The organism is Variovorax sp. YR752 (assembly GCF_943372545.1).
Genome location: NZ_CALRZC010000254.1, coordinates 1 through 11,431, shown reverse-complemented (window position 1 = coordinate 11,431; position 11,431 = coordinate 1). Strand labels below are relative to the sequence as shown.

Here is an 11,431-nt window from a genome sequence, read left to right as displayed (position 1 = left end):
GCTCGCTCTTGAGTTCGCCGCCGGCAAACCAGCGCCAGCCGCGGTCGTTCGGCACGGCGTTCCACTCGGGGCCGAGCGACTGGATGTCGTTGTCGAGCGAGAGCCGCGACACCGCGCGCCAGCCGAGCAGCGGCATCCGGTTGTGGGTGTGATCGATCGACAGGCGCGGGCCGTTGTCGGTGGTGAAGCCGACGCCCATCACGACTTTCTGCAGCGGCGCCTCGCGCAACTGGGCGATCACGGGCGCGGCCAGCGGCGTGTGGTTGTCGGTGTCGAGCGTGAGGAACACCGAGTCGTAATAGCCGCTGCTGGCCAGGCGCTGTTGCGCGTCGAGCAGCTTCTGCTGGTCGTAGTCGGTGCCGGTGGGCAGGCGCGCGATGCGGCGTGCGGCGTCGGCGTCGTAGCGCTCCACGCCGCGCAGCACGAGCGGGCCGAACTTGTAGGCCGGGCCCGATTGGTAGGTCACGCCGAGGCGGGCTTCGTGGCGGTCGGCATCGATCTCGGCGCGGCTGACTTCCACGCTGCCGGTGGGAAAGCGCTTGGCCGTGAGGCTGCGCAGCGCGGTGGTCTTGGCGTCGTCCCAGGCGCCTTGGGTGAAAGGCTCGCCGGCGCGCAGCGCCCAGCCGGTGCGGATGGCGTCGCGCTGCGCTTCGGCGGTGGGGTCGTCGGCGATCTGGCCGGCATAGCGGATCTGCACGGTCGACACCTTGGTCTGCTCGCCGGGCGCGACGGTGATGACGACCTCGCGCGGGGCCTCGGTGCTGTCGGGCGTTTCCTTGAGTTCGAGCGTGAGCGTGGGCGTGAAGTAGCCGAGCGTGCCCAGCAGTTCGCGCGCGTTGGCCTCGGCCGCGACCATGAGGCGCGAGACCTCGGTCACGCCCAGGTCGTCGAGCTCGCGGTAGCGCTGGATTTCGAGGTGGCGCGTCAGGTAGTCGCGCTCGGTCTCGGGACCGCGCACGTCGACGGTGAAGGCGCGGCGCCGGCCTTCGGCCTTGGCTTTGTCGTCGTCCTTGTCCTTGTTGCTGTCGGCATCGGCGCTGCGCACCACGCCGGCGGTGGACGCGCCCGGCTCTGCCGCCTCTTTTTTAGGCAGCAGGCTGCAGCCTTGCAAAAGCAGGACGCCGGAAAAAAGCAAAGCCGGCCACAACGCCGGCGAAAGAACGGATGCCACCCTGACCATGGGGGCATTCTGACAGCACACGTGTGACGGGTACCCCCCCACTCGTGCGGGGCCGCGGGTTACTTGGACAGCATGCGCATCGCCTCTTCGAGGCCGCGCAAGGTGAGCGGGTACATGCGGTTGGACATGAGCTGCTGCATCACCGCGATGCTCTGGCGGTACTGCCACACGCCCTGGGGCTCGGGGTTGATCCAGGCGAATTTGGGGAAGGTGTGCGTGAGGCGCTGGATCCACTCGGCGCCGGCCTCTTCGTTGTTGTATTCGACGCTGCCGCCAGGTTGCAAAATTTCGTAAGGACTCATCGTGGCGTCGCCCACGAAGATCAACTTGTAGTCTTTGTTGTACTTGCGCAGGATGTCCCAGGTCGCGAACTTCTCGGAGAAGCGGCGCTTGTTGTTCTTCCACATGAAGTCGTAGACGCAGTTGTGGAAGTAGTAGAACTCCAGGTGCTTGAACTCGGTCTTCACGGCCGAGAACAGCTCTTCGACGCGCTGGATGTGCTCGTCCATCGTGCCGCCCACGTCCATCAGCAGCAGCACCTTGACGTTGTTGTGGCGCTCGGGCCGCATCTTGATGTCGAGGTAGCCCGCGTTGGCCGCGGTCGAGTGGATGGTGTTGTCCAGGTCCAGCTCTTCCACGTTGCCTTCGCGCGCGAACTTGCGCAGCCGGCGCAGCGCGACCTTGATGTTGCGCGTGCCCAGTTCCTGCGTGTCGTCGTAGTCCTTGTAGGCGCGCTGGTCCCACACCTTCACGGCGCTCTTGTTCTTGCCGGCGCCGCCGATGCGGATGCCCTGCGGGTTGTAGCCGCCGTTGCCGAAGGGCGAGGTGCCGCCGGTGCCGATCCACTTGCTGCCGCCTTCGTGGCGCTCTTTCTGCTCTTCGAAGCGCTTCTTGAGCGTTTCCATGAGCTCGTCCCAGCCCATCTTCTCGATCTTGGCTTTTTCTTCGGCGGTGAACTCGCGCTCCAGCGTCTTCTTGAGCCAGTCGAGCGGCACTTCCTTGGTGAAGTCGGTGAGCATTTCGACGCCCTTGAAGTAGGCAGCGAAGGCGCGGTCGAACTTGTCGTAGTGCTTCTCGTCCTTCACGAGCGCGGTGCGCGAGAGGTAGTAGAAGTCGTCGATGCCGTAGGCGCCGTCGGAGTTCGGGCCCACCACGTCGGCCTTGAGCGCCTCGAGCAGCGTGAGGTATTCCTTGACCGACACCGGCAGCTTGGCCGAACGCAGCGTGTAGAAGAAGTCGATGAGCATGGAGTGCGCTCCTTGTGTGTCGTCGCCGGCGTCAGTCGCGTGGCCGGTCGAGCAGGTACTGCAGCTGTGCCTTCACCTCGGGCCACTCGCCCGCGCGCAGGCTGTACATGACGGTGTCGCGGATGGTGCCGTCGCGGCGCATCACGTGGCCGCGGATCACGCCGTCTTTCTTCGCGCCCAGGCGCTCGATGGCGCGCTGCGAGGCGAAGTTGAAGTTGTCGGTGCGCCAGCCCACCACGTTGCAGCCGAGCGTGTCGAACGCGTGCGTGAGCATCAAGAGCTTGCAGGTGGTGTTGACGTGGGTGCGGTGGCAGCGCGCGGCGTACCAGGTGTAGCCAATTTCGACGCGCTTCACGCCCGGCAGGATGTCGTGAAAGCTCGTGCTGCCCAGCACCGTGCCGGTGGCTTCGTCGGTCACGGCGAAGGCGAAGCGGTCAGCGGTTTTCAGGGCGGTCTCGATGTAGGCGCGCGTGTCCTGCGGCTCGGGCACGGAGGTGACGCGCAGCTTCCACAGCTCGCCGTCGGCGGCTGCGGCGCGCAGGCCGTCTTCGTGGGGGAGTGCGAGCGGCACCAGCGCGATGCCGCGGGCCTTCAGGGTGACAGGTTCGACGAACGCCATATCAAGAGACTCTCTCGTGAGCAGTGGGGCAGGGGCTCGGCTTGTGGCGGCTTCTCAGCCGCCCGGGTTGCCGTACTTGCGCGTGTACCAGGCACGCGCCAGTTGCACGCCGGCGCCGCCGCCCAGGCCGATCAGCAGGATGCCGAAGATTTCCTTGTTGCCGTAGCCGCCGGCGCCGAAGGCGTCGAGGCCCAGCAGCAGGCCGATGCCGCGGCCGAGCAGGGCGCCCGCCACGAACAGCACCGCCTGGGCAATGCCCAGCTTCATCAACTGGCCGGTGGAATGCGGCGGTGGCTGTTGCTGGCTCATGGGCTCAGCGGTTGTTGCGTTGCATGAAGACGAGCTTCTCGAACAGCGTCACGTCCTGCTCGTTCTTGAGCAGCGCGCCCACCAGCGGCGGCACGGCGACCTTGTCGTCCTTGCTTTGCAGGGCTTCGAGCGGAATGTCTTCGGCCACCAGCAGCTTGAGCCAGTCGAGCAGCTCGGAGGTCGAGGGCTTCTTCTTCAGGCCGGGCAGGTTGCGCACGTCGTAGAAGGTCTTCATTGCCGACGTGAGCAGCTCCTGCTTCAGGTTCGGGAAGTGCACGGCGATGATGCGCTTCATCGTCTCGGCATCGGGGAACTTGATGTAGTGGAAGAAGCAGCGGCGCAGGAACGCGTCGGGCAGTTCCTTCTCGTTGTTCGAGGTGATGAACACCAGCGGACGGTGCTTGGCACGAATGAGTTCGCGCGTCTCGTAGCAGTAGAACTCCATGCGGTCGATTTCGCGCAGCAGGTCGTTCGGGAATTCGATGTCGGCCTTGTCGATCTCGTCGATCAGCAGCGCGACCGGCTGCTCGGCCGTGAAGGCCTGCCAGAGCACGCCCTTGATGATGTAGTTCTGGATGTCCTTCACGCGCTGGCCACCGTCCACGTCTGCCAGTTGCGAGTCGCGCAGGCGGCTCACGGCGTCGTATTCATACAGGCCCTGTTGCGCCTTGGTGGTCGACTTGATGTGCCACTGCAGCAGCGGCATGTCGAGCGCTTGCGCCACTTCCTCGGCCAGCATGGTCTTGCCGGTGCCGGGCTCGCCCTTGACGAGCAGAGGGCGCTGGAGTGTGATGGCCGCGTTGACCGCCAGCATCAGGTCCTGAGTGGCGACGTAGTTGTCTGAGCCCTTGAATTTCATGAGTGGAGCGGAGGCAGGGTGGAGAAAAGAACACACTCGAACTGCATTGCGCAGCCTCTTGTGCAGCTCGCGCGAGGTTCCCGTGGGACCCTTGCATATAATCGAATGTTGATTCGAAAAACTGTATCTCCACGAGATTGTGCGCGCAAAATGAACAAGTTGTTGACCACGATGTTTGCCCTTGCTGTCGCTTGCGTGACGCTCTCGGCACAAGCCCAGCAAGTCACTGGCAAGCCCCAGGACGGCGCCAAGAAGGTCCAGATGTGTGTGGGCTGCCACGGCATCATCGGCTACCAGGCGAGCTTCCCCGAGATCCACAAGGTCCCGATGATCGCGGGCCAGAGCGCCACGTACATCTCGGCCGCGCTCACCGCGTACAAGGGCGGTGACCGCAAGCACCCGACGATGCGCGCCATCGCCGACAGCCTCACCGAGCAAGACATCGCCGACCTCTCGGCCTACTACAGCCAGCTCGGTGTGAAGGAAGGCGATGCGCCCCCGGCCGCACCGGCCAAGGCCGCGTCCGAGAACGTCCAGGCGCTCATCGCGCGCGACAAGGACAACAGCTGCACCAAGTGCCACGGCGCCAACTTCAACACGCCGAACGACGGCACCGTGCCCAAGCTGGCCGGCCAGCACGCCGACTACCTGTTCGTGGCGCTGAAGTCGTACCGCGTGAAGAACAACCCCCACCTCGGCCGTTCGAACGCCGTGATGGCCGCGCAGGTCGAACCCAAGAAGTTCACCAACGCCGAACTGAAGACCCTGGCCACCTACATCAGCTCGCTGCCTGGCGAACTGAAGATCGTGCCGGAGTCGCGCCTGCATCACGCGCCTCAGTAAGCAAGACGGGCACCGACCCGCTGCCCCAAAGAGAAAGCCCGCATCAGCGGGCTTTTTTTCGTCCGGATTTTCCCGGGGGTCAGACGTCGAAGAAGGCCGTCTCGTCGGCGCCCTGCATGCGGATGTCGAAGCGGTACGTCACCGCGCCGCCTTGTTCGATGCGCTCGGCGATCAGCGTGTGGCGGCGCTCGGCCGGCACGCTCTGCAGCACCGCGTCCTTCGCGTTGGCTTCGGCTTCGTCGCTGAAGTACACGCGCGTGAAGGCATGCAGCAGCAGGCCGCGCATCAGCACGATCACGTTGATGTGCGGTGCTTCGCCGGGCGTTTCGGCGCCGGGCTTGACGGTGTGGAACACGAAGCGGTGCTGCGCGTCGGTGCCCGTGCCGACGCGGCCGAAGGCGCGAAAGCCCAGGGCACGCGCCTCGTCGGGCGTCTGCGGGTAGCGGCCTTCGCCGTCGGGCTGGCTGATCTCGATCAGCGCGTCGTTGATCGGGTTGCCGTCACCGTCGATCACGCGGCCTTCGAGGCGGATGCGCTGGCCGCTGGCGGTGTCCAGCGCCAGCACGGCGTCGAAGGGCTGGTTGAAGTTGTAGCCGTACTGCGTGGCGGTGAGGCCGTACGCAAAGTAGGGGCCGACGGTCTGGGACGGGGTCTGGCCGAAGTCGGCTGCCTGGGCGGTCATCAATGGCATGGGGAATCCTTTCAGCGGTTCTCGAACGGCGTTTCGTCGGCGCCGCGCAGCACCATGTCGAACTGGTAGCCCAGGGCATAGCCTTCCTCGGTGATGTCGAGGCTGAAGTCGGCAATGAGGCGGTTGCGGTAGCGCTCGGGCGTGCCGGTGACCATCGGGTCGTACTGCAGCAGCGGGTCGCCGGGGAAATACATCTGCGTCACGAGGCGGCTGGCGAAGCTCTGGCCGAACAGCGACAGGTGGATGTGCTGCGGGCGCCAGGCGTTGGGGTGGTTGCCCCAGGGATAGGCGCCGGGCTTGATGGTGAGGAAGCGGTAGCGGCCTTCGCTGTCGGTCAGGCAGCGGCCCGCGCCCAGGAAGTTGGGGTCGAGCGGGGCGTCGTGCTGGTCGACCTTGTGCACGTAGCGGCCCGAGGCATTCGCCTGCCAGAGCTCGACCAGCGTGTTGGCGACCGGGCGGCGGCGCTCGTCGAGCACCTGGCCCGTGAGGATCATGCGTTCGCCCAGCGGCTCGCCGTTGACGCGCGCGTTGCGCGTGAGGTCGTGGTCGAACTCGCCGATGCTGTCGTGGCCGTACACCGGCTGCTGCAGCTCGCCGAGCGAGGCCTTCAGCGGAATCAGCGGCTTTTGCGGACCGCGCTTGCCGGTCGACTTGTAGCCGGGGTAGATGTAGCTGGGGTGGGCGTCCCAGTCGCGCGGGGTGAGGACGGGCTGGGCGCCGCTGGTCTTGGTCATGTACGTTGTCTCCTGTCGTGGGACGAATCCGAAGCCCGCACTGTAGAAGTCGCAATCAATGATGTAAATTGAAGATTGTTCCAGTTTCAATAACCAGAAGGCATTGAAAAAGTCTCCCGCCGAGCTTCGCCAGGATTTCGTTCGCAACGTGCAGCTGCGGCACCTGCGCGCCTTTGTCGCGGTCGCGCAGGAGCGCCACCTGGCGCGCGCGGCCGAGCGGCTGGCGCTGAGCCAGCCGGCGGTGTCGAAGACGTTGTCGGAGCTCGAGGCCGTGGTCGGCACCCGGCTGGTGGAGCGCAGCCAGGCCGGTCGCCGCGGCGTGCAGGGCCTCACGCCGGCCGGCGAACAGCTGCTGGCCCATGCCCTGCGCGTGCTCGAGGCGATGGACGCCAGCGCGCAGGCCGTGGCGCCGGCCGCGGGCGGGCGCATCGAGCGCCTGCGCATCGGCGCTTTGCCGAGCGTGGCGCCCGCGCTGCTGCCGGTGGCGCTGGCGCGGCTGCGCGAGGGCTGGCCGGCGGTGCAGATATTGGTGAAGAGCGCGGCCAACGCCGTGCTGCTCGACGAGCTGCGCGCCGGCGAGCTCGACCTCGTGGTCGGCCGCATGAGCGATCCGCGCCTCATGGGCGGCCTGAGCTTCGAGCTGCTGCACACCGAGCCGCTCGTGTTCGCCGTGCGCGCCGGCCATCCGCTTGCGCTCAAGCCGGCGCCGGTGCAGGCAGTGCTCGACTATCCGTTGGTTGTGTACGGCGAGGGCACGGCCCCGCGCCACAACACCGAGAGCTTTTTGTCGGCGCGTGGCCTGGCGCTGCCGCCCAATGCCCTGCAGACGCTCGACGTGGCGGTGGCGCGCGCGCTGGTGGCGGTGTCGGACGCGGTGTGGATCACGCCGCTGGGCGCCGCGCGCAGCGAGCTGGCCGACGGCCGCCTGGTGCGCCTGCCGATCGACACCACCGGCACCGAAGAGCCGGTCGGCCTGCTGCAGCGCAGCGAGGCCGAGCCGTCGCCGTTGCGCGCCGCGATGGCGGGGCTGCTGCGCGAGGCGGCGAAGGCGCAGGGGGCCTTGCCGTCGCGAAAAGGAACAACCCCGCGCGCGACCGGCTGAGGGTTCGTCAGTCCTTAGTGGCCCTGCGCTGCACGCACGCCACGTAGCCATCGCCGTCCGGCGGACGCCCCGCGCGTTGGCTCTCCCACATCATCTGACCGAGGCAATCCATCGCCTCATGGTGCGCATGCAGCAGCGAGCCGCGGCGCGCGGCCAGCAGCTCGACGGCCTGGCGGATGCCGCGCGGCTGGTCGATCGAGCACTGCTCGCTGATCGACAGGTGCATCGACAGATGCAGGAACGGGTTCTCGCGGCCGTTCGAGCCGTCATAGACCCGCGCCACCGCCGCGTCGGCGTCGATCAGGTCCTCGTGGTACTCGGGGTGCTCGTCGATCCAGCCGGCCGCGATGGTCTCCAGCGGCTCCATCGGCAGGCCCTGCCGGTGCTTGGCGTACACGTCGCAGAAGAAGCGACGCACGTCTTCCTGGGAGGGATTGAACATATCTAGATAGAGGAGAGAAGAAAGGGAGAAAAAACGGGCGGCGCGGTCTGCGCGGCGGGCCTGTGGAAAGTGCGAGAGACGTGTCCGGCGTTCCGGGTACGTGGCGTTACATCGTTACGTAACGAATCGCGAAATGAGGTCTTTGTGGGCTGTTTCGGCGTTCGGCATGCGACGCGGTTTTCAGAAAAATTCTCATACAAATCAAGCACTTGAAGCGCCGTTGGCGCGTCGTTGGCACGGCGGAAAAAAAGCGGCACGCAAGTTGCCCCTGTAGATGCATCTTTTGTCACAGAGGCTGCCATGACCGCTCCACAAGCATCGACCGTTTCGACCGAAGGGCTCTCCGCCGCTGGCGCTGCGCCCGTGCTTCTCGCCCAAGCCACCGTCACGCCGTTGGGCGCGCCGGGCATCAGCGCCGGCGCCTCCGCCGCGCCTGCGGCCGTGGCGTCTTCCAGCGTGGGCACATTGTCCAATGCTACGCCCGGCGTTGCAGTGATGCGCGAGGGTGTCCGCATTCCGGTGGACGGCAATCAGACCCTGATGGCCGGCGACCGCGTGATCGTGCCGGACGGCGGCCAGGCCAACGTGCTGTTCCCCGGATCGGCCTCCAACAAGGCGCCGCTGGCCGGCGTCTTCACCAGCGGCACCGATGCAACCATCGGCTCGACCAAGCTGCCCGGTGGCCTCGAACAAGTGAATGTGGACGTCGCCTCGGGCGACCTGCAAGTGACCCCGCCGGACAGCGACGCCGACGCGGCCGCTCTGGCAGTGACCAAGAAGACCGCAGCCGGCAGCGGCATCGGCCTCGGTGAATTCGCGCTGGGCGCCCTGGGCGCCGCGGCGCTGGGTGCTGCGCTCAGCGGCGGTGGCAGCGACGGTGGCACCTCCGGCTTCCCGCTGTTCGTGGGCGGCCCGGGCGGTGAGTCCGATGCGGACGCTGATTCGGATTCTGACTCGGACTCTGACTCGGACAGCGACTCGGACTCGGACTCTGACTCGGATTCGGATTCGGATTCGGATTCGGATTCGGATTCGGACAGCGACTCGGATTCCGATTCGGATTCCGATTCGGATAGCGACTCTGACTCTGACAGCGACAGCGACTCTGATTCCGACTCGGACAGCGACTCGGATTCAGACTCCGATTCCGACAGCGACTCGGACAGCGACTCTGACTCTGACTCGGACTCGGACTCGGACAGCGATTCCGACTCGGACAGCGACTCCGACAGCGACAGTGACTCTGACAGCGACTCTGATTCGGACTCCGACTCGGATAGCGACGCAGACGCGGACAGTGATGCCGACGCAGACGGTGACAGCCTGCTCAACCCCGCTGACGGCATCCTGGGCGGCGCTGTCGGTGGCCTGGATGACGCGCTCGGCCTCGGCGGCTCGCTCACCCCGGTGTCGGAGACGGTCGACAACCTGACCGACGTCGTCGACGACGTGCTGGCTCCGCTGCTCGGCGAAGAGTTCCAGGCCAACGACCCGAACCAGTTCGATCCGATCGACGACACCGTCGGCAGCATCACCGACCCGCTCGGCGGCGTGCTGAGCCCGGTGCTCGATCCGCTGCTCGGCGCCGGCGCCGCCGGTGCCATCACGGACGGCCTGCTCAACCAGGTCGACTACGTGACCGACGCGCTCAACAACGGGCTCGAGAACCTCGTCGGCGACAACGGCATCGTCAGCGGCCTCACCGACGCCCTTGGCCTCGGCGGCGTCACCGACGAACTGCTGGGCGACGACGGCGCGCTCGGCGGCCTGCTCGAGAACGTGCTCGGCGAAGGCAGCCTCGTGGAAGGCGTGCTGGCCGAAGACGGTCTGGTCGGTGGCCTGCTGGCACCGGACGGCCTGGTCGGCGGCCTGCTGGGTGAAGACACCGCCGTCGGCGGCCTGCTCGACACCGTGCTCGGCGACGACGGCCTGGTCGGTGGTCTGCTCGGCGACGGCGCCGTCGGCAACCTGACCGGCGGCCTGCTCGGCGCGGAAGGCCTGCTGGGCGGCTTGCTCGGCGACGAGGGCGCGGTCGGCGGCCTGCTGGGTGACGACGGCCTCGTGGGCGGCCTGCTCGGCGGCGACGGCGCACTGGCCGGCCTCGCCGGTTCGGAAGGCCTCACCGGCGAACTGCTCGGCCAGGGCGGCCTTGTCGACAACCTGCTCGGCCAGGACGGCGCGATCTCCGGCCTGCTCGCAGACAGCCCGCTGGGCGGCCTGCTCGGCGGCGACGACGGTCTGCTGGGCGGCGTGCTCGGCGGTGTCATCGGCGAAGGCGGCCCCATCGGCGGCCTGCTCGGCAACGACGGTCTGGTCGGCGGCCTCCTGAGCGACGACGGCCTGCTGGGCGGTGTGCTCGGCAGCGACGGCCCGCTGGGCGGCCTGCTGGGTGACGACGGCCTGGTCGGTGGCCTGCTCGGCGATGCCGGCCCCATCGGCGGCCTGCTCGGCGGCGACGGCGTGCTGGGCGGCGTGCTCGGCGACAACGGCCTGGTCGGCGGTCTGCTCGGCGGCACCGGCCCCATCGGCGGCCTGCTCGGTGACGACGGCCTGCTTGGCGGCCTGCGGGGCGACAACGGCCCGCTGGGTGGCCTGCTCGGCGGCGACGGCGCCGGCGGCCTGCTCGGGCCGGACGGCGTGGTCGGTGGCCTGCTCGGCGAAGACGGCCCCGTGGGCGGCCTGCTCGGCAACGAAGGCCTCCTCGGCGGTCTGCTGGGTGGTGTGGTCGGCGGCATCGGCGGTGGCGGCACCCCCGGCACCGGCGCGGCACTGCTCGACCCGGCCGACGGCGTGGTCGCCGGCCTGGCGGCTGGCCTGAACACCGGCGTGCTCGGCGACCTCGGTCTGGGCGACCTGCTGGCCCCGGTCTCGCCGCTGACCGACAGCGTGACCGACACCGTCGACGGCCTGCTGGCCCCGGTGCTCGGCGAGAGCTTCACGCCGAACAACCCGAACGTGCTCGACCCGGCCGACAGCCTCGTCGATGACGTCACGGACGGCGTGGCCGACCTGGCCAGCCCGGTGGTCGACCAGCTGCTCGGCGCTGGCGCGACGAGTGGCCTGCTGAATGGGGTGGACACGCAAGTCGACTTCGTGACCGACGGCGTGGCCAACCTGATCGGTGGCGATGGCTTGCTGGGTGGTGTCCTCGGCGGTGACGGCGGCCTGTTGGGCGGCGTCCTCGGTGGCGACGGCGGTCTGCTCGGCGGCGTGCTGGGTGACGACGGCCTTCTGGGCGGTGTCCTCGGCGGCGACGGCGGTCTGCTCGGCGGCGTGTTGGGTGACGACGGCCTCCTGGGTGGCGTCCTCGGCGGCGACGGCGGTCTGCTCGGCGGGGTGCTGGGTGACGACGGCCTCCTGGGCGGCGTCCTCGGCGGCGTGACCGGCGTCGACGCTGGCGGCCTG

General features: G+C 67.8%; 9 protein-coding genes and 2 pseudogenes. 3 read left to right on the top strand and 8 right to left on the bottom strand.

What is annotated here, in order from left to right; genetic code table 11:
• The 5 genes and pseudogenes from AAG801_RS35615 to AAG801_RS35595 all read right to left on the bottom strand — a co-directional run.
• Positions 1 to 1,111: pseudogene (locus AAG801_RS35615) on the bottom strand (outer membrane protein assembly factor); the annotation flags it as partial.
• A 128-nt stretch (positions 1,112 to 1,239) separates the two neighbouring features.
• A complete protein-coding gene (locus AAG801_RS35610; protein WP_099792873.1) occupies positions 1,240 to 2,427 on the bottom strand; it encodes a VWA domain-containing protein in 1,188 nt (395 codons plus the stop codon).
• A gap of 31 nt (positions 2,428 to 2,458) precedes the next feature.
• Positions 2,459 to 3,046 carry a GNAT family protein gene (locus AAG801_RS35605; protein ID WP_101490331.1) on the bottom strand — a complete coding sequence of 196 codons (588 nt, stop codon included), beginning with the start codon at positions 3,044 to 3,046 and terminating at the stop codon, positions 2,459 to 2,461.
• A 54-nt stretch (positions 3,047 to 3,100) separates the two neighbouring features.
• Positions 3,101 to 3,355: a hypothetical protein gene (locus AAG801_RS35600; protein ID WP_341892659.1), complete on the bottom strand. Its 255-nt coding sequence runs from the start codon at positions 3,353 to 3,355 to the stop codon at positions 3,101 to 3,103.
• 4 nt (positions 3,356 to 3,359) lie between these two features.
• Positions 3,360 to 4,214, bottom strand: a complete 855-nt coding sequence (locus tag AAG801_RS35595) for a MoxR family ATPase (protein WP_341892658.1) — start codon at positions 4,212 to 4,214, stop codon at positions 3,360 to 3,362.
• 150 nt (positions 4,215 to 4,364) lie between these two features.
• Between AAG801_RS35595 and AAG801_RS35590 the strand changes: the two genes are divergently transcribed.
• A complete protein-coding gene (locus AAG801_RS35590) occupies positions 4,365 to 5,057 on the top strand; it encodes a c-type cytochrome (RefSeq protein WP_153282090.1) in 693 nt (230 codons plus the stop codon).
• Positions 5,058 to 5,136: 79 nt separating this feature from the next.
• Here the strand turns inward: AAG801_RS35590 and pcaG are convergent, their stop codons facing one another.
• Positions 5,137 to 5,748: a protocatechuate 3,4-dioxygenase subunit alpha gene (gene pcaG, locus AAG801_RS35585; RefSeq protein WP_341892657.1), complete on the bottom strand. Its 612-nt coding sequence runs from the start codon at positions 5,746 to 5,748 to the stop codon at positions 5,137 to 5,139.
• Positions 5,749 to 5,759: 11 nt separating this feature from the next.
• Positions 5,760 to 6,482: a protocatechuate 3,4-dioxygenase subunit beta gene (pcaH, locus tag AAG801_RS35580; protein WP_341892656.1), complete on the bottom strand. Its 723-nt coding sequence runs from the start codon at positions 6,480 to 6,482 to the stop codon at positions 5,760 to 5,762.
• Positions 6,483 to 6,585: 103 nt separating this feature from the next.
• Between pcaH and AAG801_RS35575 the strand changes: the two genes are divergently transcribed.
• Positions 6,586 to 7,584: a LysR substrate-binding domain-containing protein gene (locus AAG801_RS35575; RefSeq protein WP_341892655.1), complete on the top strand. Its 999-nt coding sequence runs from the start codon at positions 6,586 to 6,588 to the stop codon at positions 7,582 to 7,584.
• Positions 7,585 to 7,591: 7 nt separating this feature from the next.
• On the opposite strand, the gene AAG801_RS35570 is transcribed toward AAG801_RS35575, so the two are convergent.
• Positions 7,592 to 8,026 (bottom strand): DUF1841 family protein, encoded by a 435-nt coding sequence (locus tag AAG801_RS35570; protein WP_062482964.1) that lies wholly within the window; start codon positions 8,024 to 8,026, stop codon positions 7,592 to 7,594.
• A gap of 300 nt (positions 8,027 to 8,326) precedes the next feature.
• Between AAG801_RS35570 and AAG801_RS35565 the strand changes: the two are divergent.
• Positions 8,327 to 11,431: pseudogene (locus AAG801_RS35565) on the top strand (hypothetical protein); the annotation flags it as partial.

Excerpts from the sequence above, each read along its gene's own strand:
- AAG801_RS35610 (WP_099792873.1), bottom strand. The coding sequence starts at position 2,427 with ATGCTCATCGACTTCTTCTACACGCTGCGTTCGGCCAAGCTGCCGGTG.
- pcaH (WP_341892656.1), bottom strand. The coding sequence starts at position 6,482 with ATGACCAAGACCAGCGGCGCCCAGCCCGTCCTCACCCCGCGCGACTGG.
- AAG801_RS35595 (WP_341892658.1), bottom strand. The coding sequence starts at position 4,214 with ATGAAATTCAAGGGCTCAGACAACTACGTCGCCACTCAGGACCTGATG.
- AAG801_RS35590 (WP_153282090.1), top strand. The coding sequence starts at position 4,365 with ATGAACAAGTTGTTGACCACGATGTTTGCCCTTGCTGTCGCTTGCGTG.
- AAG801_RS35600 (WP_341892659.1), bottom strand. The coding sequence starts at position 3,355 with ATGAGCCAGCAACAGCCACCGCCGCATTCCACCGGCCAGTTGATGAAG.
- AAG801_RS35605 (WP_101490331.1), bottom strand. The coding sequence starts at position 3,046 with ATGGCGTTCGTCGAACCTGTCACCCTGAAGGCCCGCGGCATCGCGCTG.
- AAG801_RS35570 (WP_062482964.1), bottom strand. The coding sequence starts at position 8,026 with ATGTTCAATCCCTCCCAGGAAGACGTGCGTCGCTTCTTCTGCGACGTG.
- pcaG (WP_341892657.1), bottom strand. The coding sequence starts at position 5,748 with ATGCCATTGATGACCGCCCAGGCAGCCGACTTCGGCCAGACCCCGTCC.